This is a genomic window from Mesobacillus sp. LC4, from assembly GCF_053543455.1.
In genome coordinates this window covers 112,566-136,400 of the sequence record NZ_JBGCUB010000007.1, presented here as the reverse complement: position 1 = coordinate 136,400, position 23,835 = coordinate 112,566, and the positions used below count along the sequence as shown (strand labels likewise).

At 43.7% G+C, this 23,835-nt stretch carries 22 protein-coding genes and 1 pseudogene; 3 read left to right on the top strand and 20 right to left on the bottom strand.

Annotation, left to right across the window (positions count from 1 at the left end; translation table 11 throughout):
- Window positions 1–450: 450 nt before the first annotated feature.
- From AB5I83_RS19710 to sppA, 9 genes and pseudogenes are all read right to left on the bottom strand, one after another.
- A complete protein-coding gene (locus tag AB5I83_RS19710) occupies window positions 451–963 on the bottom strand; it encodes a MogA/MoaB family molybdenum cofactor biosynthesis protein (protein WP_226085491.1) in 513 nt (170 codons plus the stop codon).
- A 4-nt stretch (window positions 964–967) separates the two neighbouring features.
- On the bottom strand, window positions 968–1,804 hold the full coding sequence (locus AB5I83_RS19705; protein ID WP_448977843.1) for an EcsC family protein: 837 nt from the start codon (window positions 1,802–1,804) through the stop codon (window positions 968–970).
- A 164-nt stretch (window positions 1,805–1,968) separates the two neighbouring features.
- Window positions 1,969–3,153, bottom strand: coding sequence for an acetate kinase (locus AB5I83_RS19700; RefSeq protein WP_448977841.1), 1,185 nt, complete (start codon window positions 3,151–3,153; stop codon window positions 1,969–1,971).
- A gap of 247 nt (window positions 3,154–3,400) precedes the next feature.
- A complete protein-coding gene (locus tag AB5I83_RS19695; protein ID WP_448977839.1) occupies window positions 3,401–4,396 on the bottom strand; it encodes a class I SAM-dependent methyltransferase in 996 nt (331 codons plus the stop codon).
- Window positions 4,397–4,985: 589 nt separating this feature from the next.
- Complete coding sequence (tpx, locus tag AB5I83_RS19690) at window positions 4,986–5,486, bottom strand: thiol peroxidase (protein ID WP_167832681.1); 501 nt, start codon at window positions 5,484–5,486, stop codon at window positions 4,986–4,988.
- Between the two features lie 157 nt (window positions 5,487–5,643).
- Window positions 5,644–6,153 carry a GerW family sporulation protein gene (gene ytfJ / locus AB5I83_RS19685; protein ID WP_448977837.1) on the bottom strand — a complete coding sequence of 170 codons (510 nt, stop codon included), beginning with the start codon at window positions 6,151–6,153 and terminating at the stop codon, window positions 5,644–5,646.
- Between the two features lie 18 nt (window positions 6,154–6,171).
- Entirely contained in the window at window positions 6,172–6,870 is a 699-nt protein-coding gene (locus AB5I83_RS19680; RefSeq protein ID WP_448977836.1) for a DUF2953 domain-containing protein, read from the bottom strand.
- A gap of 70 nt (window positions 6,871–6,940) precedes the next feature.
- Window positions 6,941–7,348: pseudogene (locus tag AB5I83_RS19675) on the bottom strand (RDD family protein); the annotation flags it as partial.
- Between the two features lie 312 nt (window positions 7,349–7,660).
- Window positions 7,661–8,671: a signal peptide peptidase SppA gene (sppA, locus tag AB5I83_RS19670; protein ID WP_448977834.1), complete on the bottom strand. Its 1,011-nt coding sequence runs from the start codon at window positions 8,669–8,671 to the stop codon at window positions 7,661–7,663.
- Window positions 8,672–8,816: 145 nt separating this feature from the next.
- Here sppA and AB5I83_RS19665 point away from each other — a divergent pair, with 145 nt between their 5' ends.
- Window positions 8,817–9,617, top strand: coding sequence for an NAD kinase (locus tag AB5I83_RS19665; protein WP_448977833.1), 801 nt, complete (start codon window positions 8,817–8,819; stop codon window positions 9,615–9,617).
- An 82-nt stretch (window positions 9,618–9,699) separates the two neighbouring features.
- On the opposite strand, the gene AB5I83_RS19660 is transcribed toward AB5I83_RS19665, so the two are convergent.
- The 8 genes from AB5I83_RS19660 to ezrA all read right to left on the bottom strand — a co-directional run bounded on the left by AB5I83_RS19660 (window position 9,700) and on the right by ezrA (window position 18,151).
- A complete protein-coding gene (locus tag AB5I83_RS19660; protein WP_448977832.1) occupies window positions 9,700–9,906 on the bottom strand; it encodes a hypothetical protein in 207 nt (68 codons plus the stop codon).
- A 116-nt stretch (window positions 9,907–10,022) separates the two neighbouring features.
- Window positions 10,023–10,958 carry an EamA family transporter RarD gene (gene rarD / locus AB5I83_RS19655; protein ID WP_448977830.1) on the bottom strand — a complete coding sequence of 312 codons (936 nt, stop codon included), beginning with the start codon at window positions 10,956–10,958 and terminating at the stop codon, window positions 10,023–10,025.
- 504 nt (window positions 10,959–11,462) lie between these two features.
- The gene (locus AB5I83_RS19650; protein WP_448977828.1) at window positions 11,463–11,783 is read right to left on the bottom strand and encodes an iron-sulfur cluster biosynthesis family protein; all 321 of its coding nucleotides are present in this window, start codon (window positions 11,781–11,783) and stop codon (window positions 11,463–11,465) included.
- Window positions 11,784–11,902: 119 nt separating this feature from the next.
- The gene (gene mbcS / locus AB5I83_RS19645; RefSeq protein WP_448977827.1) at window positions 11,903–13,483 is read right to left on the bottom strand and encodes an acyl-CoA synthetase MbcS; all 1,581 of its coding nucleotides are present in this window, start codon (window positions 13,481–13,483) and stop codon (window positions 11,903–11,905) included.
- 183 nt (window positions 13,484–13,666) lie between these two features.
- Complete coding sequence (locus AB5I83_RS19640) at window positions 13,667–13,873, bottom strand: alpha/beta-type small acid-soluble spore protein (RefSeq protein WP_023626976.1); 207 nt, start codon at window positions 13,871–13,873, stop codon at window positions 13,667–13,669.
- A 90-nt stretch (window positions 13,874–13,963) separates the two neighbouring features.
- Window positions 13,964–15,172, bottom strand: coding sequence for a tRNA uracil 4-sulfurtransferase ThiI (gene thiI, locus AB5I83_RS19635; protein WP_448977826.1), 1,209 nt, complete (start codon window positions 15,170–15,172; stop codon window positions 13,964–13,966).
- Entirely contained in the window at window positions 15,169–16,314 is a 1,146-nt protein-coding gene (locus AB5I83_RS19630) for a cysteine desulfurase family protein (RefSeq protein ID WP_448977873.1), read from the bottom strand. Before AB5I83_RS19630 ends, thiI begins: the two co-directional genes overlap by 4 nt.
- A gap of 145 nt (window positions 16,315–16,459) precedes the next feature.
- Window positions 16,460–18,151, bottom strand: a complete 1,692-nt coding sequence (ezrA, locus tag AB5I83_RS19625; protein WP_448977824.1) for a septation ring formation regulator EzrA — start codon at window positions 18,149–18,151, stop codon at window positions 16,460–16,462.
- A gap of 203 nt (window positions 18,152–18,354) precedes the next feature.
- Here ezrA and hisJ point away from each other — a divergent pair, with 203 nt between their 5' ends.
- Window positions 18,355–19,152: a histidinol-phosphatase HisJ gene (gene hisJ, locus AB5I83_RS19620; RefSeq protein WP_448977822.1), complete on the top strand. Its 798-nt coding sequence runs from the start codon at window positions 18,355–18,357 to the stop codon at window positions 19,150–19,152.
- Window positions 19,153–19,176: 24 nt separating this feature from the next.
- Here hisJ and refZ read toward each other — a convergent pair whose 3' ends face one another.
- The gene (gene refZ / locus AB5I83_RS19615) at window positions 19,177–19,812 is read right to left on the bottom strand and encodes a forespore capture DNA-binding protein RefZ (protein ID WP_448977820.1); all 636 of its coding nucleotides are present in this window, start codon (window positions 19,810–19,812) and stop codon (window positions 19,177–19,179) included.
- 153 nt (window positions 19,813–19,965) lie between these two features.
- Here refZ and AB5I83_RS19610 point away from each other — a divergent pair, with 153 nt between their 5' ends.
- Window positions 19,966–20,448: a GAF domain-containing protein gene (locus AB5I83_RS19610; protein WP_226646381.1), complete on the top strand. Its 483-nt coding sequence runs from the start codon at window positions 19,966–19,968 to the stop codon at window positions 20,446–20,448.
- A gap of 58 nt (window positions 20,449–20,506) precedes the next feature.
- Here AB5I83_RS19610 and megL read toward each other — a convergent pair whose 3' ends face one another.
- On the bottom strand, window positions 20,507–21,718 hold the full coding sequence (gene megL / locus AB5I83_RS19605) for a methionine gamma-lyase (RefSeq protein ID WP_448977817.1): 1,212 nt from the start codon (window positions 21,716–21,718) through the stop codon (window positions 20,507–20,509).
- A 137-nt stretch (window positions 21,719–21,855) separates the two neighbouring features.
- Window positions 21,856–23,739, bottom strand: coding sequence for a diguanylate cyclase (locus AB5I83_RS19600; RefSeq protein ID WP_448977815.1), 1,884 nt, complete (start codon window positions 23,737–23,739; stop codon window positions 21,856–21,858).
- Window positions 23,740–23,835: the final 96 nt, after the last annotated feature.

Sequence of the window (23,835 nt, the reverse complement as noted above, 5' to 3'; positions counted from 1 at the left end):
TAGCTCTTCTTTTGACAGCTTTTCTTGTTTTCCTCCCAAACCTGTCTTAAGTTGGCTCTTTTTTTGACAGCTTTTCCTGTTTTCCTCTCAAACCTGTCTTAAGCTAGCTCTTCTTTTGACAGCTTTTCTTGTTTTCCTCCCAAACCTGTCTTAAGTTGGCTCTTCTTTTGACAGCTTTTCTTGTTTCTCCCTCAAACCTGTCTGAAGATGGCTCTTCTTTTGACAGCTTTTCTTGTTTTCCTCCCAAACCTGTCTTAAGTTGGCTCTTCTTCTGACAGCTTTTCTCGTTTTCCTCTTAAACCTGTCCAAAGTTGAAGCAGTTACTAACGCACTATACATAATCTCCCTTATCTCCGGAAACTCCTTATAGTTATTCAAGCAATCAACCCAATTTCCTTTTTAAGAACAAAAAAAGATGAAATCTGTTAAGATTCCATCCGTGCAATTCATCTATAAATCCTTCGTCAGTTCTCTCACCACATGTCCGATTTCGGGAATAATCAGCTTTTCCATTGCCAGGCGAACGGCACCTGTTGAACCTGGTGTTGAGAAGACGGCCCGGTCATTCACGACTCCGGCTGCGGCACGCGATAGCAGAGCAGCCGACCCTATATCTTCAGTGTAGCTGAGCATGCGGAAAATCTCACCGAATCCTGGTATTTCTTTTTCGAAGATGCCCTGGACTGTTTCGATCGTTACGTCTCGTTTGGCAATCCCCGTTCCGCCGTTTGTCAAGACTACATCCACTTCAGGATTGCTGCAGCCTTTCAAGACTTCGGATTTAATCGGTTCTGCCTCATCTTTGACAATGACATAATCGACGATCTTATGACCTGCAGCCTCAAGCATTTCCATCATTAACTTGCCGCTTTTATCTGTTTCGGGTGTTCTTGTGTCGCTTACGGTTATGACTTTACAGCGCACCTGGCTCGGTGCAGCCTTCTTGTGTTCCTGTGTACTCATAAGCCTATAGAGCTCCTTTTTCTTTAAAATATCTCATCTGATAAAATTTATGGGCGAAATCCGTAACTCTTCTCGTCAATTGATAATTCGCTCCTGCGCCGATCCCCATGCTGATCAGAGGTATGCCTTGGACATGCTTTTTGCGGAACATCAGGATCGCCATTCCTTTGAAAAGCTGTTTGATTGGCTGTTCAAGCCAAGTCACGTCTGTCAGGTCATCATTGCCTTCGTAGAAATAAAAGTCTTCTGCCTGTACGATGTCATTCTTCAGTTCTTCCCAGCCCGCACTCTGCATCCTAGAAGGCATTGTTGCCGTATGGAAAACCTTCAAAGCGACCATCATTTCGAATGGTGTATTCACTTCGAATCCATATGTCATGGCAACCAGCTGGACAATCCTCAGATTTATCACGGCCATCGCCGGCATATCTGCCCCGAGCACAAGATTTCCACCGCTTCCCGACATGCCGCCCTGGACAAAGGAATAGAGTCTGTGTCTGGCGATTTGCTGCCTGGCAATGAACTCAAGCTGTTCAATCGGCAGCTCCCTTAAATCCTCAATTGTTTCGAGGTTCGGCTGAAAAACACGCCCAGCAGATAGAATGCGTTCTTTGGCATCCATCTGCAGCTGAGATCCCTGAATTAAGGAGTGTAGATGGAAAAGCCAGCTGTCGAATAAGGTGAAAAAGCGGTCCTGCACCTCTTCTGGCAATAGCGAAAAAGATCGTTCAAGGTATCGGTCATACGCTAATTCAAAGTCATTCGGTTCATAGTCATAGAGATTATTTTCCCAAGCACTTAATTCATCCAGCACCTTTTGTTCCCGTTGAGTCAAAGGCATCGAAAAACCTCCAGCATATCTGAATTTTCTTCCAGTATAGCACAAGAAAAGCAGAAGCGCCTCGGTCCGCCCAGACTAGCACGTTCAGCAAATAACAAACCAAAATTACCGACCAGCATAAAAAAGGCAGAAGCCTATTCGCTTCTGCCTGGGATCATGATTTATTATGACAAACGAACGACGTCACGAGCGATCATGACTTCCTCATCTGTCGGGATGACCATTACTTTTACTGGAGAGTGTGGGTAGCTGATGAAAGCTTCTTCACCGCGCACTTTGTTCAATGCTGGATCCCAGTAGATTCCCATGAACTCAAGGCCCTGAAGGACACGGGCACGGATTGCGGAACTATTTTCACCAATACCTGCCGTAAAGATGATTGCGTCAACACCGCACATGCGTGCTGCATAAGAACCGATGTATTTATGGATTCTGTCTGCGAAAACTTTCAACGCAAGCTCAGCACGTTCATTTCCTTTTTCTGCTTCGTCTTCGATATCACGTAGGTCACTTGAAAAACCGGATACGCCAAGCATACCGCTTTCTTTATTAAGGACATCCAATACTTCATCCGCAGATTTATCTGTTTTTTCCATGATATATGGAATCAAAGCTGGGTCGATGTTACCTGAACGAGTCCCCATCGTCACGCCCGCAAGCGGAGTGAAGCCCATTGATGTATCGATTGACTTACCGCCTTCGATCGCTGCGATACTTGCACCGTTTCCAAGGTGGCAGGAAATCAAGCGAAGGTGCTCAACCGGACGGCCTAACATTTCCGCTGCACGCTGGGAAACATATTTGTGTGAAGTACCATGGAAGCCGTACTTACGGATTCCATACTCTTTATAATAATTGTATGGAAGGCTGTACAAGAACGAATTCTCAGGCATTGTCTGGTGGAAAGCTGTATCGAACACAGCAACCGCAGGGACATTCGGAAGTACCTGCTGGAATGCACGGATTCCAGTCAAGTTAGCTGGGTTGTGCAGTGGCGCAAGCTCTGATAGCTCTTCAATCTTTTGTAGAACCTCTTCCGTGATCAAAACAGAATCACTGAATTCCTCACCGCCGTGAACAACACGGTGGCCGATTCCTTCGATTTCATCAAGTGACTGAATGATTCCCAAAGACGTTAATTTATCAAGAAGGATTTTTACCGCAATATCATGATTCGGGATATCCGTAACTTCCTTGTTCTTTTCGCCATTAACAGAGATAGTGAAAATGGAATCTTTCAGACCGATCCTTTCAACGATCCCTTTGGTGATGACTTCTTCGCTAGGCATTTCGAATAATTGGAACTTAAGTGACGAACTCCCGGCATTGATTGCAATGATTTTAGACATTCTGTACCGCTCCTTTTATATAACAACCTGATTAAAATTACAGTAGAATAGTACACATTTATTGTGTGCCACTGGCCGCAATTATATCTCTCATTTTCCCATTTAAACACTGTCTTTTTCACATTTCAAGCAAAGCTTTTCCAAAAGGAAAATGAGTTTTTATTCAGATACTTCTAAGGATTAGAAAAAAATATTGACATGGTTTATATACCCGAAACAAATGAAAAGAACCGGAAAAAATCCGGTCCTAGTTATGGCTAGACTTATTTTCGGTAAACCATTGATCGATTTTATTCAGCATCCTGTTAACGGCTGCTCCGTCCGATAGTTTTGGAAGCTCGGCAAGGAGTGCCTGTTTTGGCGGCTTCACTTCTTCACCATTCTTTTGCAGAATAAGAATGCTTTTAGATGCCTGCTTATTTTTAAACAAAGACGCAGGAAGCTGCAATACTCCCTGGACAATCAGATGGTTTTTAATGAATTCATGAAGCATCGGGGCTTGTTCGCTCTCAAAAAGACCGTTTGGAATCATGAAAAACAAGTAGCCGCCTTCTTTCACATGGTTCGTACTTTGCTCGATGAACATATGATGAGAATACGTATGACCGTCTTTTGCTTTTACCTCATATTGCTCCGCGCGGAGATCATTAGGATAGTAACCGACTGGAAGATCACAAATGACGGCATCTGCTGGATCGACAAATAGTGGTTCAAGACTGTCCTGATTGAAAAATTCTACCGGATGCTTTTGTAAATTGGCATTGACGAAGGCCAGCCGGATCAAGAGGTCATCAATCTCGACACCGATTGAGTCAATTTCTTTGTCTGTCTGCTGGTTCAAAACCGTAGCCAGCAGGTTTCCGGTTCCGACTGCAGGATCAAGCAGCCTGAATGACTTCTTGTCGACAAACTTATTGACCAGGTAGCCGATGAACATGCCGACAGAATCAGGTGTCATCTGATGATTCGGCTGCACATGCTCCTTCATGCCCTTCAAGATTGCAAGCTGGAAGCCCTTCCGGATTTCTTCTTTGCTAAAGGAGTCAAGGTTGATTTCCTTGTATACTTTTTCAAGCCGTTTCTTTGTAACTTCATTCAATTCATCCTGGAGCACTGTACCCTGGAACATGTTTTCGCCGCTTTCGGCCAGCGCCTCCAAATATGTACATGACAACTCTTCTTTTAAAATATCTGCACTCGTATTGAACGCAGTAAATAATTGTTCGACCGGAGTTACACTCACTTTTCTTCCTCCTGATTTCAATGGATATTTATATATTTTAGCCCTGTTTTGCTTTGTGTACAAGGCATATGGCTGGAAAGGAATTGGACTGGATTCATGCCTAATCTATTGCTGGGGTTCTATCGGACATTTTCACCGTTCTCCGCCTTCTGTTTGTCCGATAGAGCCTTCCTATCAGACACTTTCACCGTTCTTCACCTCCTGTTTGTCCGATAGAGCCTTCCTATCGGACACTTTCACCGGTCTTCACCTGCTGTTTGTCCGATAGAGCCTTGCTATCGGACACTTTCATTGTTCTTCGCACTCTGTTTGTCCGATAGAGCCTTGCTTTCGGACACTTTCACTGTTCTCCGCGCTCTGTTTGACCGATAGAGCCTTCCTATCGGACACTTTCATTGTTCTCCGCGCTCTGTTTGTCCGATAGAGCCTTCCTATCGGACACTTTTACCGGTCTCCGCCTCCTGTTTGTCCGATAGAGCCTTCCTATCGGACATTTTCATTGTTCTCCGCACTCTCTTTGTCCGATAGGAATGATCCTCAAAGCAAAACAAGCCGCAGTATTTTCTGCGGCTTGTTTCCAAAGTTGTGTTTAGTTCGCTTGCTTTGCAGCTTCGATTGCTGCTTCGTAGTTAGGGTGGTCTGTTGCTTCGCTTACATACTCAACGTATGTGACTTTGTCGTTTGAGTCAACAACAAATACTGCGCGAGCTAGCAGGCGAAGTTCTTTGATTGCTACTCCGTAAGCTTCTCCGAAAGAAAGCTCGCGGTGGTCTGATAGTGTTTGGACTTTATCGATTCCAGCCGCTCCACACCAGCGCTTTTGCGCGAAAGGAAGGTCCACGCTGACTGTCAGGATTTTCACGTTGCCAAGGTTGGCAGTTTCTTCATTGAAACGGCGAGTCTGTGCATCACAAACTCCTGTGTCTAGTGAAGGAACAACGCTGATTAAACGTACTTGCCCTTTTGAATCTTGAAGAGTTACTTCTGAAAGATCGTTTGCAAGCACTTTGAAATCTGGTGCCTGGTCTCCTACCTTTACTTCATTTCCTAGCAATGTAACTGGGTTCCCCTTAAATGTAACAGATGCCATACCTGCTCATCCTCCTTATCCATTTTATGTACAGTGTTAATATATCTTTTAAAGAATTTTTTTGCAATTATTTTAAAATAAAGCTTAAAATTGCATCGGCCCTGCCAGTCTCTGACACAAGCAAACTGCCTCTTCAGGGTGAAAAGGCAGCATCGTCCTAAATATCAAGATCCGTTTTCGGTCCATTATAGTCATTTTGCTTTTGATCTTTGTTCTGGCTGCTGTTATCCTGGCTGTTCTGATCCTTCTTAGACATCATTTGCTGGATTTTTTCCACTGCCTGAGGGGCAAGGTCTAGAATCTTCTCATACAAATGTGTGTTTTCATCAAGATGAAGCATTTTTACACCCTTGGAGTTGACAATCAAGAAAGCAATTGGGGTGATTGACACGCCGCCCCCGCTACCTCCTCCGAATGGGTGCTGCGCTCCTCCGGATTGTCCCCCAGACCCACCTGAGCCACCTGAACCTCCGGAACCTCCCTTCGAGCTTTCCAACACGAACTCACTTCCACCAGCAGCGAAACCGAAACCTACCTTAGAAACTGTCAGGATTACACTTCCATCCGGTGTTTCTACAGGGTCCCCAATGATTGTGTTGACATCAATCATTTCTTTCAAGCTTTCCATGGCAGTTGTCATTAATCCTTGAATTGGATGGTCGGACATTCCTGTTTCCTCCTTATTTTAAACAGAATTAGTATTTTCACCGGAAAGAGCGGATAATGGCTTTGATTTAAATTCAGGCCAGCCGCCTTTCCAATATTTAACCAGCTTTATTCCTGCTAAAATAGCATGCCCGACTCTGACTTGTATCATACATTTAAAGCTAGTAATTGATACGGTTTGCTGGAAGCTTGGTGTAATCTTCATCACTGGCATGTTTTTCATTTTCATATAGTTGCTTAATAACCCAATCAGTCCGCCTTTGACTGCCCAAAAGGCACCCGTTAAAACGGCTGTAGCTGCTGCATCCGATACGCCCACCATCGTATGCCATTCTATATCCCTGATTGTCACCTTTTTTAAAAAATTCCGGATGATTTTATGGAATCCGGCAATATGGGTGATCAGCTGCTTGAAATCATGAAGGCTGCTGAGTAAATCATTTTTATCAACCTGAGTGGTTTTTTGTTGTTTCATATTTTCATCGGGCCCCGATTTAATTTTTTGCTCGGCCACGATTGTGGGAGAATCATCATCGATTTTTATGACCGGTACTTCGATTTTGAATTTGATCAACCCGCCCCAGGCTCTAATCGTCAGTTTAAAATGATCATTATCATTGCCATGGAAATAATCTAAAAAAATCTTAACTTTAGTAAAAAGAATTATAAGTACAAGCACCGTGAGAAGCAGTATGGAAAGCAGCACCCATTTCATCATCTCCACAACCTTTCAGCTTATTATTATCAACAAAAAGGCAAAAAAATAAACCTGCCGAAGCAGGTCCATTTTAACGTGGTTCATATATGACGGTTGTATCGGCGAACAGGTCATGCAGTCCCTGTTTCTTTTTTGTAAAAGCAACGACCACATACAAAACCATGATGGTCGCTGAAATGAAACGGCCAATCCATTCACGGAAAATAACAGTTCCCCAAGATAGCCCTTTGCCATCCAGCTCGACTACTTTCAAGCCAAAGACCATTTTTCCGAGAGTCTGACCGAGGAACTTTGTCATTAACACAAAATACAAATAGAAGACGACTGCAGTGGCAATGGCCACGGGTGAAAAAATACTGTCTTCGATCAACGATACATCCAGCGCCCGAAACACCGGATTGATGATCATCCGGTTGATGCTTCCGATTACCACCAAGTCAAGCAGATAGGCCCAAAAACGCGTCCAAAAACCGGCATAGAGCCCGGAGTATAAATGGTATTCTGAATCACCCTTCCGATCTACATCAGTTACGGGACCTTTCCCATTTTCATAAGCATCAGCTTCGGGATTGCCCTGAACTTTACCGCTTACATAAGCGTCAGGGTCGCGCTCGCCCCGATCTTGTAACTTGCTAGTTTCAGTCTGTTCTAATGGTGTGTCGGTTCCCATTTGAAGATCCGATCTGTTATCAGAGGTTTGGGAACTATCCATGCTTTCGATTCCATTTTTTGTTTGAGAGGATTCATTGTCCCGATTTTTAAAATCATCCGAATTCATTTCTTCCCCTCCTTATTCCGCATATAAGTACATGAGTCGTGGAGAATTAGGCTGGGACAATATCTTCATCAATCCTGCCATTTCTGCGTCTTTCCCCATGATTTTTTGTGCGCTCATGCTGAAAAACGAACCAAAGCCCATGCTTTCTGTGTATTTTACGACAGTAGCGTCACCGAGTTTTTGATCCTTCCTGACACTGTCGATGACATCCTCAAGATAACCAAATCCATCAATCAGTTTCAGCTGCTTTGCCTGACGTCCATCATAAATTCGGCCATCCGCAATTTCCTTGACACGTTCAACAGACAAACCGCGCCCTTCCGAAATGACTTTCACAAAGCCCTCATAAGAGTTGTCAATCATTGATTGGAGGATTTTTCGCTCATCTTCTGTCATCGGTCTTGATGGGCTCATGATATCCTTGTATGGCCCGCTTTTGATTGTCGTGAATTCAACTCCATACTTTTCCGCAAGGCCAGCATAGTTCACTCCCTGCATGATGACACCCAGCGATCCGGTAAGCGTCTCAGGGCTTGCAAATATTTTATCCGCAGGGGCAGACACATAATAACCACCAGACGCGGCCATAGACCCCATCGACACATAAACCGGCTTTTTCGTTTCCTTTTGGATTTCCTTGATCTTGTCATGGATTTGCGCACTTTCCACGACGCCGCCACCTGGCGAGTTCACTTGAAGGATAATCGCCTTAACATCGTCACTTTCTTTTACATAATCAAGTTGCTCCATGAATGCTTGATGATTATAGAGCGGACTTTCGAAAAATGATTCAGCATCTCCTGTATCCTGGATCACTCCATTGATAGACAATACTGCTATTTTGCTCAGCATGTCACCTTCTTCGATAATTTCTTCCGCAAACATCTCTTCCGATACTGCAAACATATCTGTAAATGCATTTTCTGCGTCACTGAAAGCGAATGTCGACAGAAAATTAATAACTGTTGATGCAATGAATAATCCGACGGCTATTCCTAAAGCCGCCCACCTTTTCCCATTCATCTTGAAGCCCCCTTATGAATTTCTCTTTACTTTCAAAAACTTATGAAAAAATGATAAACTGATGTCAATAACATTTATTTTAGCAAAAGTTTTTAAAAGTGGGTAAAAATATGGAAGAAAAAAGTAATGTTTGGAGGAATTGATAATGCCAGATCGCCGCAATATTTATTTTCACCATACGCCAGACACAACCATGCTGGAAAAAGTTGAACCCCTCTATAAACTGGCACAACAGTATAATTTCAATATCATAAATGATCATCGTAACGCTAATATCATCGTCAGCGTTGGGGATGACGGTACATTCCTGCAGGCTGTCAGAAAAACAGGCTTCCGCGATGATTGCCTGTACGCCGGCATTTCGGTCACCGGTTCCTTGAATATGTACTGCGATTTCCATCTAGAAGATACAGATAAAATGATCGAAGCAATCACAAATTCACAAATCGAGGTCAGGCGCTATCCGACAATCGAGGTAACAATCGATGGAGATACAACATTTGGCTGCCTGAATGAGTTCAGCGTCCGTTCAGCGATCATCAAGGCTTTTGTAATGGATGTCTATATTGATGACAAGCATTTTGAAACCTTCCGTGGTGACGGCATGATCGTCGCAACCCCTACAGGAAGCACCGCTTACAATAAATCGGTCAACGGCGCAGTAGTCGACCCGCTGCTTCCTTGCATGCAGGTGAGTGAGCTTGCTTCAGTGAACAATAATGACTTCCGTACGCTTGGCTCATCATTCATCCTCAGCGGTGACCGGAAGCTTACCTTCAAGGTTGCCCAGGACGGCAATGATTATCCAATCATGGGAATGGATAACGAAGCACTAAGCATCCAGCATGTCGAGAAATTCGACGTCAAGCTGAGCAATAAAATCATCAAGACAGTCAAACTTAAGGACAACTCCTTCTGGGAAAAAGTGAAGAGGACATTCCTTTAAACGGAAGGTTTTTAAGGCAAAAAAAGCTCAGAGTGATCTCTGGGCTTTTTGATATGGGACTGGTTAACTACCAGCAACAACACTATTGATCGGGTTTACTAAGATTGATTCTTTTCTGAGCCTGCCAGGTATTGACCAAGCTGGGAATTCCCGCTAATAAACTCACCATAAAGCTCCACATTACATATCTCCATTCACCTGTGAATATGGAGACACCCAGGAAAAATACAAGCTGTCCAACAAGTGCAAACCAAGTTGCAATCCAAGCAAACCTTAAATTTTCCTTCATTTCACCACTCCCTTTCAGCTAACAAATCTGTTATATAGAACCTAACTTCATTTTAACATATTTTTCCTATTCGCTCAAAAAGGAAGAGCTGCGGAAAATCCCGCAGCTCTCTTCTTTTACATGGGCAAACCTTTTTCTTTTTTCCACTTGACTGACAGTGCAGCGGCCATCTTTGTCCTTGATAAGGAATATAGGATCAAAGCAGACCAGATAAATGTAAAGGCCAGCAGATGGACTGCCGAGAATGTTTCGTGATAGACGAATACACCTAATATGAGCGTCAATGTAGGTGCGATATATTGCAGGATTCCTAGTGTTGCCAGCGGGATTCTTTGCGCACCTTTTGCGAAAAATAGCAAAGGAATTGCCGTTGCTGCTCCTGCACCAGCCAGCAGCAACGTAGTCGATAATGAACCAGCAAACAGAGAGTTCGTCCCCTGAACCATAAGGTAGCCAATGTAGATCGCTGCGAGCGGCATAACGACCAGTGTTTCGAGCGCGAGGCCGACAGCAGAATCTACCTTGATCAATTTCTTCGCCAATCCGTAAAGGCCAAATGAAATGGCGAGTGATAGAGCAATCCACGGGAATTGGCCATAAGAAACCGTCATCACCAGCACACCGATTGCCGCCAGCGCAAATGATAGATATTGTAGTAAGGAAAGACGTTCCTTCAAGAAAATTATTCCCAGCAGGACGCTTACCAGCGGATTGATATAATAACCCAGGCTTGCTTGAATCATTTGATCTGTATTGACAGCCCAGATATACATGAACCAGTTAATGCTGATTAGCATGGATGCCACAGAAAGGGCAGCTAATTGCTTTTTGTTCTGGGCCAGTCCGCGCAAGGTCCCTGTGAAAAGTCCCCATTTCTTGTTAAGGACTAAAATGGCAGCGATGAAGAAAAACGACCAGAATACACGGTTTGCTAAAATTTCATCGGCATTTACATGATGCAATAGCTTCCAATATATAGGAAGGATACCCCATAATATATAAGAAAAAGCTGCGTACAGTACTCCAGCTTGTTGTTCAGTCCTTTTATCCATCAGGACAGCCTCCTAATCTTTCTAGACTCGAAATAATATCCATTATAAAGGTGGAAGTTACGGACTGACAATCTTTTTTTACGACCAATAACAGACAAATTATGCAGATTTGGCTTTTACTCGTGCTTTGATGCGACGATGGGTCGCGCTTTTTTCAGTCCTGCGTCTTTTTGTGTCTCCATAAGCGTGATGGGTGACGCTCTCTTCTCGTCCGGCGCCTTTTGGTGTCCCCATAATTCCAATGGATGACGCATTCTTTTAATTCAGCGCCTTTTGGTGTCTCCATAAGGTGGATGGATGACGCTTTTTTCGGGCCCTCCGTCTCTTCGCGTCTCCATAAGCGCTATGGGTGGCGTTTTTTTTCTGATCTACGCTTTTTGGTGTCTCCATAAGCACTATGGATTTCGCTTCTTTCGACGCTGCGTCTATTTACGCCTCCCTTTAGGCGTTGGTTGTCACTTTTTTTGAATATGTAATGGTCCAAAAAAAATAACCCACCCAGGGTTATTTTTTTTGTCGTGGTTTAAGTTTGAAGTTATAGCCAAATGTCTCTTCAGTAGAGGAAATTTTATAGCCGAATCCTGGTTTGTAATCCAGGTATATTTTATTAGGCAGTGATTCCAGAGATGTTTCCGGCACGAAGAAGTGAATGCCGCTTTCTGTGATGACTTCATCTTCAGGCTGCTTCTCCTCTACTTGCAGCTGGATGTCTGTTGCGATTGAACATGTCCCAACAAACTCTGCCAGAATTCTGATTCCTTCACTTTCGCCGAATTGGACCTTACTTAGCTCTTCCAATGCAGCGTCCCTTACTTCGATTTCCATAGATGATCACCCTTTCTATTTTAAAATATACCCAAGTTTTCTTCTTCAACGCATTCTTTGATTTTCGCATAATTAAATACAAAAAGCAGACACAATGGCCTGCCTTTTGTTTGTACTATTTATTTTGCGCCTTCCAATTCCTTCTTGCGTAATTCGATGCGGCGAATTTTACCGGAAGTGGTTTTAGGGAGTTCTTCCAGGAACTCGATCTTTCTTGGGTACTTATATGGTGCTGTCAAATCCTTCACATGCTGCTGAAGTTCAGCCACTAGATTCTCCTGATCAGGACTGACGCCGTCACGCAGGACAACAAAGGCCTTGACGATATGTCCGCGGATTTCGTCCGGTGATGCGACGACGGCACATTCTTTTACATAAGGGTGTTTGACAAGTGCATCCTCGACTTCGAAAGGCCCAATCGTATAACCAGAGCTGATGATGATGTCATCACCGCGTCCCTCAAACCAAAAGTATCCTTCTTCATCTTTGCTGGCTTTGTCTCCCGTTACATAATAATCCCCACGGAATTGCATGGCTGTCCGCTCTGGATCTTTGTAATAGTTCTTGAACAATGCAGGTGTATCAACATGGACAGCAATATCTCCTACTTCGCCAGGAGCACAAGGCTCTCCATTTTCATTGATTATCTCGACAGTGTTCCCTGGAGTCGGCTTGCCCATCGATCCCGGCCTTAATTCCATTCCTTTTGTTACACCGACAAGCAGAGTGTTTTCCGTCTGTCCATAACCATCGCGCACCTCGACATTGAAGTGCCTTTTAAATGTATCGATTACTTCACGATTTAACGGTTCTCCCGCAGAAACAGCACTGTGCAGGCCTGGGAGATTATAATCACTTAAGTTTTCCACCTTCGCCATCAGACGGTATTCCGTCGGTGTGCAACAAAGGACATTCACATTATATTTTTGTAAAAGTGACAAGTATTTTTGCGGCTCGAATTTCCCCTGGTAAACCAGGCCTGTAGCGCCTGTACCCATAACGGATAAAAATGGGCTCCAGATCCACTTTTGCCAGCCAGGACCTGCAGTGGCCCAGACAGTGTCCCCATCTTCGATTCCAAGCCAGTTTGTCGCCGCTGTGCGAAGATGCGCATATGCCCATCCGTGCGTATGGACGACTCCTTTTGGATTGCCAGTCGTGCCGGATGTATAGCTGAGGAAGGCCATATCATCACGCTGTGTATCTGCGAGCTGAAGCTCCTCCGATGCCGATTTCATTTCTTCATCAAGATGAATCCAGCCTTCTTTTTCGTCTCCAATCACGAATTTCGGCAGATTATCAGCTTCTTCGATTCCAGCGAATTCTTTTGTAAAAGGAGCATAGCTGACAATCGCTTTTACATCGCCATGGTTAATCCGATATTGGAAATCCTTCGTTCTTAACATTTCCGAACTAGGAATGACGACGAATCCCATTTTCAACGATGCAATGTACACCTGGTAGGCCTCAATCAATCTTGGCACAACGACCAGTACGACATCTCCCTGCTGCAAGCCATGCTTCAAGAAAACGTTTCCAATTTTATTCGCATTATTTAGAAGTTCCTGGTATGTAATCTCTTTTGTACTGCCCGCCTCATTTTCCCAGATGATCGCTTTTCTTTCCGGATCCTGAGCGTAACGCTCCATTTCGGACACAAGATTATACTTTTGCGGCGCAATCAATTGTTCTTTGTTCATACTCTTCCCCCTCATAAATTTTTAGGCTGCTATGCCTGTCTATCCCCACTTCCTATTATACAAAATTATTTAAAAATTTAAAATTATATGATAACACTTTTTTAATATAATAATTTTCTGCTGCATAAAAAAAAGAGCAGGGCATCTGCCCTGCTCCTTGTAGCCATATTATTCATTTGTTAATTAGCGAGAGAATCCGCCACCAAGTTGTTGTTCAGCCATTTGAACCAAACGCTTAGTGATCTCTCCTCCTACAGAACCGTTAGCGCGAGAAGTAGTTTCTCCGCCAAGCTGTACACCAAATTCAGAAGCGATTTCGTACTTCATTTGGTCAAGAGCTTGTGATACTCCAGGTACTAGAAGTTGATTTGAGCTGTTGTTGTTTGCCATGTGTTTCACCTCCTTGTGAGTATAGAATGTGTAGAAACACATGGCTTAATTCAAAACTTTAATTGGTAATTGTTCACAAATTTTTCATTTTTAAAATAGATCATCCATGGAATCATCTTCACGCTGTGAAGCCGGTTTGAGAATGATCCTTTCTGTTCCTTCAACAGCCCTTTGGATCATTTCCTCAAAGTCGAAAAAGCTCTCATAGTTCTGGACCTTATCCAGTTTCGGCTTTGTTTTGGGAGATGAAGGAACAAATACGGTACAGCAATCCTCATATGGGCGGATGGAAATATCATGGGTATCGATTTCATGGGCAATATCCATGATCTCCAGCTTGTCCATTGTTATCAATGGGCGAATGACTGGCGTTGTTGTTACTTCATTGATGGCATACATGCTTTCTAGCGTCTGGCTGGCCACCTGCCCCAGGCTTTCACCCGTGATTATCGCCAGGCCGCCCTGTTTCTCCCTGATGGCATCCGTTATGCGCAGCATCAGCCTTCTTGTCGTTGTCATCGTATAGTTTTCCGGAATTTGCTTATGGATGGCCTGCTGGATTTCTGTGAATGGCACAATATGAAGCGCAAAATGGCCGTTAACCTCGGCAAGCTTTTCAGAAAGGTCGATTACCTTCTGCTTGGCGCGTTCGCTTGTAAAAGGCGGACTGAAAAAATGGACACCTTCCACTTCGAGTCCTCTTTTCATCGTCAGATAGCCAGCAACAGGGCTGTCAATCCCGCCTGATAGCATCAGCATTCCTTTTCCACCAGATGCAGCAGGAAGCCCCCCGGCACCCTTGATCGTTTCAGCAGAAATATAGGCAGCTTCTTTCCTGATCTCTATCTGGAGATTTATATCAGGCTTCCGTACATCTACTTTCAGACCTTCCACATTTCTTAAAATATGGCCGCCAAATTCAGAATTGATTCCATTCGTATCCAACTCAAAGGTCTTGTCCGAACGTTTAGCGGTTATTTTAAAGGTCTGGCCAGGCTTATGGATTTTCCTGAAAAGATCCAGCGCTGCATCTTTCATTTTTTCGAGATCTTTCTCGACTTTCATTGCCGGGCTGAAGGATTGGATTCCGAAGATTCCTTTCAGCTTCTCTCCAACCCCATCGCTATCTTCACCATTCAGAAGGATGAACATGCGATCGCGCTCTGCCTTGATGGATGCATCCGGATAGTCGCTTAATGCCCTTTTGATATTTTTCCTTAGACGATCGATGAATTTATTCCTGTTTCTTCCCTTAGTCGATATTTCTCCATACCGAACCAAAATGCGGTCATACATCATTTCTTTACTACCTCGCTTAAATGTTTTACTGTATCTGCAATTGCCTTTGCGGCTATTTCTGCTTCTTCTACTGTATTACTGAATGTCAGGCTGACCCTGATCGCGCTTTCCGCTTCGTCCTGAGGAACTCCCATTGCCAGCAATGTTTTGCTCGCAGCCTTCTTTTTCGATGAGCAGGCACTGGTCGTCGATACATATATATTTTTTTCTTCCAGTGCATGCACGAAAGTTTCCGCCTTCAATCCTTTAATTGAAAAATTCAGGATATGGGGTGCACGATTTTCTTTTGGAGTGTGAATGGTTAATTCCTTTATTTGGCTTATGCCATTTCTTAATCTTTCCATAGCTGCTGCCATTTGATTCAGCTTTTCTTTTTTCTGTTCAAGCGTCATCCTCAGTGCCTTTGCCATCGCAACCATGCCTGCTACATTTTCTGTTCCGCTGCGCTGCTTCCATTCCTGATTCCCGCCGGAGAATAATGGTGACAAATTAACACCTTCTTTGATGAACAATGCACCCGTCCCTTTAAGTCCGTGGAATTTATGGCCCGAAATGGTAGCCATGTGGATCCCGGCTTCATAAAAGTTTAACGGCACCTTCCCTACTCCCTGAACATAGTCAACATGGAAAAACGCTTTAGGATACTTACTAAGGAGTTTTCCAATTTCCTTTACTGGCTGAATCGTGCCGACTTCATTATTAACATGGATCACGGACACTAGGATGGTATCATCACGCATTTCTTTCTCTATCGTATCCGCGCTGATGAAGCCATTAGCATCCGGTTTTACATAGGTTATTTCATAGCCGAGCGATTCAAGCTGCACCATGGCATTGTGGATTGAAGCATGCTCAATCCCGCTCGTAATAATATGCCTGCCTCTTTCCCTGTGGGACAACGCGATCCCTTTTATTGCAAGATTATTGCTTTCTGTTCCTCCAGATGTGAACAGGATTTCCGTTTCTTTTACATTCAGGAGCTTTGCCACCTGGGAACGTGCCTGTTGAAGCAGCTTTTCAGCCTGGCCGCCGATTTTATGAAGAGAGGAAGGATTTCCGAAAAACTCCTCTGATACCTTTAAAAATGAATCCAATACTTCTTTATAGGGTTTGGTTGTGGCACTGTTGTCTAAATAAATCATCATATCCCCCCTGTCGTTCATGCTAACTAAAAATCTTACCATAAGAAATAATCAATGAAAAATCATTATTGATATTTTGTAGTATGCCCTGAGTCACCTATCCCGCAAAAAAACAGGTCTCCATTTCGGAGACCCATGTTTTACATTACTCTTTTTCAGATAACATTTGCTCAATTCTTTTCAGAGCACCAGGATCCACTTCCTCAATTGCAGTGGCCGCCTGTTCAAGTGCATCACGATAATCATAATTGCGGAAATGCTCTTCTGCTTCTTGTAGCCCGCGGTCAACCGAAGGATAGCGGCTTCGATACCTGTTTCCATATTGGATGACCCGCTCGGCCAGCATAACGGTCTCGACGATTTCTTCAGTCGCCGCTTCCAGCTTATCAACTGTCAGCACAGAAATTTCAAGGTACTGCTGGAGAACAGGAATATCAAGCGGTTTTTCCTCAAGCTTTTCATTGACTTGTTTAATGCTTTCATTGGCATCTTCAAGAAGGTATTTGTAGTCCTGAGACAAACCAGGCATATTGCTTTTGGAAACGGTGCGGATCAGTTCTGAAATCTTTTTCGACAGATCCCTTACCTTTTCCCTGGCCAGTATTTCATCCTTCCTGAGGGCACTCAACTTTTCCATCAATACTTTTTGCTCTTCGACAAGTTGATCAAGCTGCTCTTTTGCTTCTTCAAGCTCCTGTTTGATCAAGCTTTGCGCTGTATCATTTTCAGTGATTCTGTGGTCGATCAGCTCAAACCGCTTTAGAAGGCCCTTGAGCTGCTGCTCGACATTTGTCTGTGCTGAGAGCTCTTTGTCATTAAGGTGATAGCTCTCCTGGATATGCTTTGTCTCTTCTTTGAGCGTCTTGCTTTCTGTTATCGCTTTTACAAGGATTTCCTTCGCCTCATGCTCCGTCTGCGTAATATATTGCTTAGCCATTACTTCCTCTTCAAGGAGGTCGAATAACTTCTCAACACGTTCCTTTAACCCCTGAATACCCTGTTCAGCAATTTCGACATCGCCTTTTTCCAGAGAGGCCATACAATCCGTCAATTCTTTATTGATTGCCTCAACTTCTTGAGTAGCGTTCAGATGTTCAAGAACATATCCTTGCGCAGTCATTTCTCTGACTCCGTCCTTTAGCTCGCTGACCTGGGTTGGGATGGCCGATTGGCAATCATGCAACAGCGCTGGAATGTACTCCATTTTCCTGGATACTTCTTCAAGCAATGCCTGGATGGCTAGCACCGTTTCCCTTGCTTCAAGGTAGTTGCCGTTTTCCGTTTTCTCATCAAAATCAAGGAATTTAGCCTGGATGTTTTCCAGCATCTCTTCTAGACTCGCCTCTGCGCTTCCGAAGCTGTGGCGATGTGAAAGAAGGTTTTTCTTGTTTTCTCTGTATTGTTCCTTCAGCCCATCGATTTCTTCGCGGTTCTTTTCTTCACTTCCGACAAGCTCATTCAGTTCACCTAGGATCTTTTTGATCTTATCTTCCGTTTCCGTCAGCTTGCGGTCAATGATTGCCAGAGATTCCTTCGCCTTTTTGAACCTATATTTATCGATATATTCTTCCGCATCGAACAGATAATCCTCGATGCCCGGCAGCTTGGATGTCACAAGTTCATCCCACTCCTGGCGCCAGCGTTCGAAAAGCTCCTCTGTCTGGCCCGTCATGTTCAGCTGTTTTACCTTTGACATCTCATCCAGTACCGGCCGGTTCATGATATCGATTTTCCAGGATTCGTACCGGTCGACCTCACTGTAATACCTTCGTTTCATAAAGTATCCGATTAAAAAAAGTATTAGTAATAAAATAATTCCGCCAATTATGTACTCCATTGTTATCCCCCTGGCCTCACAAATTCCAAGTTCTGAATCCTTCTATATAAAATGAATGGATAAATGCGTGTATAATGTATTTATATTACCATGTAAACGACAATTTTTGACTATTAAATTCATATTTTTTGTTGAAATTATCCGAATTAAGCTGATTTAACTTGAAATCTTGCTTAAGATCTCACGATAGGAGGCCTGGAGTCATGAAAGATGGCCACGTCCACACGTCTTTTTGCCCTCATGGCACAAAAGATTCATTAGATGACTATATACAGAGAGCACTGCAGCTTGGCTACACGGAAATTACCTTCGCCGAGCATGCCCCTTTGCCAGAAGGATTCATAGACCCTACACCGATGAAGGACAGCGCAATGCGGTATGAGGAATTGGAATCATACTTTCAAAGTATCGAAGAAGCAAAGGGAAGATACAGCGGGAAAATAAAAATCAATACTGGTTTCGAGATTGATTTTATCGAAGGATACGAGACTCAAACGGCCAATTTCCTCAACGAATTTGGACCAAAGCTAGATGATGCCATTTTATCGGTCCATTTTTTAAAAAATCCTGCTGGAAAATACGATTGCCTTGATTACAGCCCGGACAAATTTGGGGAAATGGTGAAAGAATACGGATCTGCAGAAAATATCCATCACCACTACTATCAAACCGTATTAAAATCCATTCGTACTGATTTGGGTCCATATAAACCAAAACGTATCGGACATATAACCCTGGCGAATAAGTTCCGCTTAAAATATTCAATTGTGCAGGAATGTTCTGATGAGATCATTGAAATCCTGGAGACAGTTTCAAAGCAAGGCTATGAACTCGATTATAACGGAGCGGGTACGGCAAAACCGTTATGCCGTGAGCCATATCCGCCAGATTGGGTAATCAGCGAAGCCAAAAAGCTTGGGATCAGGCTTGTGTACGGATCTGATGCACACCAGGCGAAGGAATTGGGACAGGGACTTGATATGATGGAGACAAAAAAATAAGGAAGCCGGCGTAATACCGGTTTCCTATATGTTGATCAGCATTTTCCCCTGAACTTGATGCCCTGTACAAAGGGTTCCCTTGATCCATTGGGAGACCTCATGGCTATACTTATCAGCAAAGTATTTTTCATGTGGCTGCACGTGCAGAACCTCTGTCACATAATGGGTGTTCAAGAACGGCATCGACAGCAGCCCTTTTAACTGTAAAATGCTGAACTGGATGGAATGCTTCTTGAATTCTCCGTTCTCCATCCCTATTTCAAGCACTTTTTTAAACATATAGCGTTCTTTAACGTGGTAGGTGGACATAATTTCCCTGACAATCTGGGAATCAATCGTCATCTCCCTTAATATGAACCTTGTCAATTGGGTGTTCTGGCATTGGTATCTCAAAACATTGTCTGCCATTGCATTCAGGGATAACTCCGCACCGCATTCCAGCAGTGAAAACCCTTTTTCCAATTCTTCAAGATAGCTTTCGAAAAAAACGGTGAAACATTTTTCGAGGAGTCCATTCTTATTTCGGAAGTAATATGAGATATTCGCTGCATTCACGTCTGCCTTTGCTGCAATATCCCTTACTGATGTCCCATTGAACCCCTTTGTATTGAATAAGTAGATGGCCGCATCAATAATTGCAGCTTTTGAATTTTTTCTCATTGCTCCGCCCCTCACTTTCCGCAATTAACCTTACTGTTTACCTTTCTGGAAATGATTTAAATTTCCTTTATAAAAAGCTCGACAAAGTCTCCATTGTTTCGCCGATTTTTGATACAATGTAGATTAAAACTTCATGAATGAGGGGGAAAAACTGTGTTTAAAGTCGAAACATACAGTGACAGCCGTGAAAAAAATTACGATTTATTGATCAAGCAGCTTAAAGCTCTGCTAGAGGATGAAAAAAATGCGATTGCGAATTTCAGCAACGCTTCGGCTTTATTGAACCAATTTCTCGATCGTGTTAACTGGGTCGGCTTTTATCTGATGGAGGATGGAGAGCTTGTCCTAGGACCATTCCAGGGCCTTCCAGCCTGTGTAAGAATCCCGCTCGGCAGAGGAGTTTGCGGGACAGCTGCTTCGAAACAGGAAACATTGAGAATTGAAGATGTCCATGCCTTCCCTGGGCACATCGCATGTGATGCCGCTTCACAATCCGAAATCGTCGTTCCAATGATGAAAGACGGGCAAGTCATCGGCGTCCTTGATATTGATTCACCGGAAAAGAACCGCTTTGATGAGCTGGATCAGCAAAAACTCGAGGAATTCGTTGAAGTGCTCTTACAGTATATAAACTAGTTCTTTGCATATAACATATAGAAACCCTCCCATCTTCCGGGAGGGTTTTGTTAAGATATTAAATCGTTCCTGATTCCAAGGTGCTTTCTTTCCTGACAGCCTCGAATGCTGCCTCCAGATCATCCCTGATATCCTGCCATGCTTCCAATCCGACTGAAAGCCTGAGCATATTGTCTTTAATCCCCATTTTTTCTCTTGCTTCTTGCGGCACTACTGCATGAGTCATGGTCGCCGGGTGCTGGATCAATGTTTCTGCATCCCCAAGGCTAACCGCAATTTTAATCAGTTTCAGCTTGTTGATGAAGGCCTGCGCTTCCTTTTGGCCTCCCTTGATATTGAAGGAAATAAGACCGCCCGGCTTGCGCATTTGCTTTTTCGCGATGGCATAATCAGGGTGCTTGGGATCGCCAGGGAAAATGACTTCTTCAACCGCTGGATGGCCAGAAAGATACTCTGCCAATTTTTCAGCATTGTCACAATGGCGGTCCATCCTTACTGGCAATGTTTTAAGGCCGCGAAGCAATAACCATGCATCAAATGGAGAGATGACGCCGCCAATGTCCTTTTGGGTCGTCATGGCGATTTTTTGCATGATTTCCTTTGGTCCGACGGCTAAACCTGCGATGACATCACCATGTCCGCAAATATACTTCGTTGCGCTGTGGATGACGAAATCACATCCAAGCTCAAGAGGATTCTGCAGATAAGGTGAGCTGAAAGTATTATCAACAACTACCGGAATTCCTTTTTCCCTCGCTACATCCGCTACCATTTCGAGGTCTACAAGTCTCATTGTTGGGTTAATCGGCGTCTCGATATAGATGACTCTTGTCTCTGGGGTAATGGCAGCCAATACTTCTTCTCTCGTCGACATCATCGAAAAATCATGGTTGATCTCATATTTTTCTTTCATGAGCTGCAGAAGTCCGAATGTACAACCATACACTCCCTGCGAACAAAGAATATGGTCGCCTGTCCGTGTGAGTGCTACAAGTATCGCAGAGACAGCAGCCATCCCTGATGCGAACGCAAGGGCTTTTTTCCCTTTTTCAATCGTAGCCATCCTTTCTTCAAGCATCGCCACTGTAGGATTTCCCAGACGTGAATAGATGAATCCTTCCTCTTCTCCTGCGAAGCGCCTTTCACCCTGTTCAGCAGTATCGAAAGTGAACGTACTAGTTTGAAATAATGGAGGTGCAAGACTCCCCCTGAATTCGTCCGATTTATATCCGGAATGGATTACTTCTGTTTCGAATCTTTTCTCTCCCATTATGATTCCTCCTATAAGTTCTGTAAACGCTTACAAAATACCCCCATAATCAGGATATGACATTTACCCCTTTATTGAAAGTAATTTCTCTCACACCTCGACAAAAAGTCCTGTGGTCTGCTAAACGAAAAAAGCACTCATTCCTGAGTGCCACTAAAGTCTAAATTGTCTTCATTCTGGACGACTACTTTATTTTTACCTGATCCTTTTGCAACGTATAAAGCCTGGTCTGCCCTCTTGAACACAGTCTTGGTTGTGTCCTCCTGCCCCCTGATCCATGTGGATACACCGCATGAAACCGTGACATTCGGATTTGTATTCTTCTCGACTTTATCAACCAGCCTATTCGCAATCCTCACACCGGTCTCAAGTGGGGCTCCTGGCAAGTAAATCGCCAGCTCCTCTCCTCCCCATCTCGCACCAATGTCTGTTCCGCGGATATTATTGACAATCTGTCGAGCCAGCTGAATGAGTACTTCGTCTCCAATTTGATGGCCATACTGATCATTGACACTTTTAAAATTATCAATATCAATTAATATAAAGGTTCCCTGCTGATCTTCCAGCATGGATAGATTCATCTTTTCATCCAAATATCCACGAGAATATAGCTTCGTCAAATGATCGGTCACGACCATTTTCTCCAGCTCTTCCCGAAGCATTGAATTTGTGAAAGCCAGAGTGGAATGATGGATAAGGGACTGAAGCAGCTTGAATGTATCAAACGCAAAGTGATAAGGCTCTTCATGCATGACAAGCGCAAATCCTTTTAATTCTCCGCTTTGAATCATCGGCACACCCATGATCGAGTGGAAGTGCAGGGGAGAGTCTTCCCGATCAACTGAGATATCTCCGAGGAACAGTGGCTCCATATCCTGCCTGACCCTTTTGGCGACCCTCAAAATATAGTTGGACGCATCCTTTGAAAAGAAAAAGCTGGTGCTTCCTTGGAGGACCGAGTAATCATCATGCTCTTCGTCAAGCATAATGAATCCGACTTCCTGAGCATTAAAGGACTTAATGATTTGTCCGCAGATAAATTTCATTGTATCTGTCAACCGCAAACTTGTATTCAGCTGATGGGAAGTTTCATTGATCAGCTGCAAATCGGCAATCAATTTCCTGGATTGCTCATAAAGCTTGGCATTTTCGAGTGCACTCCCAGCAGTATTGGCGAGCAGCTTGATAAACTCTACTTCGTTTTGCGGGAAAACCTGTGAGTTAGGGGCAATGACTTGCAAAACACCATAAACACCCTGTTTTCCTTTTAAAGGTGCGTACATGATAGAATTTTTTTCGATGACAGAATCCTCGAACTGAATCTGTCCGCTTACATAGGATTGCATAGCAGTCAGGTTATCGCTGTCGTATTCAAGGTCTCTGACCGGTAATCCACCGTACCCCTTATGGTCATGGGACAATAGCAGGTAATAAGTAAAGGAAGGATATACGTCCCTAAGGGTTGAAATGATTTCACCCAGCACGGCATCCATATCCATGGTTGAATGGAATTTCTTTGTTACCCTGAATAATTGCTTATACCGTTTTTCTTCCTCTAATGTTTCCGCCAGGCTGCGCACTTTCTCAATGAACACATTGCATTCAAATGATAGCTTATTGAGGAAGCGGTCTGACAATCGGTTTAGGCTGTCACTGTTCATTTGGAAGCCAAACAAGCCCTTCAATTTTTCATTATCCTTCAAAACCAGCAGCAATTCATGCTGGGGCATGGATTCCGGATATTTAATGAAGGTATACGGTTCAGCTGCAAATTCATTCACTAGGCAATGAGGAACTCCGTCATCAGCCGATAGACGGGTTGTAGCCTCCAAGAACATCCCTTGATTCCATTCCTGGCAGCTGTAAAAGTCGACCTCATGTGCTTTCAGAAGTTCTTTTAAAATAGCCATCATTTTCGAGAGAACCTCTGAGGAAGAAAAAGAGAAGCTGCCAGTGCTGATCAAATCAAAAAATTTGCTTTTCAGTTCCAATATTATTTCCCGTTCTAATAAATCTTCCATATATATCACCTGTTTTAAAATCACTTAAAAGCGATTTGTAAGTAGCTGTTTTGACAGGCAGCAGCCTGAATAAACGAACATGATCTATCACGTGGC

Coding starts and splice junctions, on each gene's coding strand:
- mbcS (WP_448977827.1), bottom strand. CDS start 13,483: ATGAACAAAGAACAATTGATTGCGCCGCAAAAGTATAATCTTGTGTCC.
- sppA (WP_448977834.1), bottom strand. CDS start 8,671: ATGAATGGGAAAAGGTGGGCGGCTTTAGGAATAGCCGTCGGATTATTC.
- AB5I83_RS19660 (WP_448977832.1), bottom strand. CDS start 9,906: ATGAAGGAAAATTTAAGGTTTGCTTGGATTGCAACTTGGTTTGCACTT.
- tpx (WP_167832681.1), bottom strand. CDS start 5,486: ATGGCATCTGTTACATTTAAGGGGAACCCAGTTACATTGCTAGGAAAT.
- AB5I83_RS19700 (WP_448977841.1), bottom strand. CDS start 3,153: ATGTCTAAAATCATTGCAATCAATGCCGGGAGTTCGTCACTTAAGTTC.
- ezrA (WP_448977824.1), bottom strand. CDS start 18,151: ATGGAGTACATAATTGGCGGAATTATTTTATTACTAATACTTTTTTTA.
- AB5I83_RS19600 (WP_448977815.1), bottom strand. CDS start 23,739: ATGGAAGATTTATTAGAACGGGAAATAATATTGGAACTGAAAAGCAAA.
- hisJ (WP_448977822.1), top strand. CDS start 18,355: ATGAAAGATGGCCACGTCCACACGTCTTTTTGCCCTCATGGCACAAAA.
- AB5I83_RS19710 (WP_226085491.1), bottom strand. CDS start 963: ATGAGTACACAGGAACACAAGAAGGCTGCACCGAGCCAGGTGCGCTGT.
- AB5I83_RS19705 (WP_448977843.1), bottom strand. CDS start 1,804: ATGCCTTTGACTCAACGGGAACAAAAGGTGCTGGATGAATTAAGTGCT.
- rarD (WP_448977830.1), bottom strand. CDS start 10,958: ATGGATAAAAGGACTGAACAACAAGCTGGAGTACTGTACGCAGCTTTT.
- AB5I83_RS19680 (WP_448977836.1), bottom strand. CDS start 6,870: ATGATGAAATGGGTGCTGCTTTCCATACTGCTTCTCACGGTGCTTGTA.
- AB5I83_RS19640 (WP_023626976.1), bottom strand. CDS start 13,873: ATGGCAAACAACAACAGCTCAAATCAACTTCTAGTACCTGGAGTATCA.
- ytfJ (WP_448977837.1), bottom strand. CDS start 6,153: ATGTCCGACCATCCAATTCAAGGATTAATGACAACTGCCATGGAAAGC.
- AB5I83_RS19665 (WP_448977833.1), top strand. CDS start 8,817: ATGCCAGATCGCCGCAATATTTATTTTCACCATACGCCAGACACAACC.
- megL (WP_448977817.1), bottom strand. CDS start 21,718: ATGGGAGAGAAAAGATTCGAAACAGAAGTAATCCATTCCGGATATAAA.
- thiI (WP_448977826.1), bottom strand. CDS start 15,172: ATGATGTATGACCGCATTTTGGTTCGGTATGGAGAAATATCGACTAAG.
- AB5I83_RS19650 (WP_448977828.1), bottom strand. CDS start 11,783: ATGGAAATCGAAGTAAGGGACGCTGCATTGGAAGAGCTAAGTAAGGTC.
- AB5I83_RS19630 (WP_448977873.1), bottom strand. CDS start 16,314: ATGATTTATTTAGACAACAGTGCCACAACCAAACCCTATAAAGAAGTA.
- refZ (WP_448977820.1), bottom strand. CDS start 19,812: ATGAGAAAAAATTCAAAAGCTGCAATTATTGATGCGGCCATCTACTTA.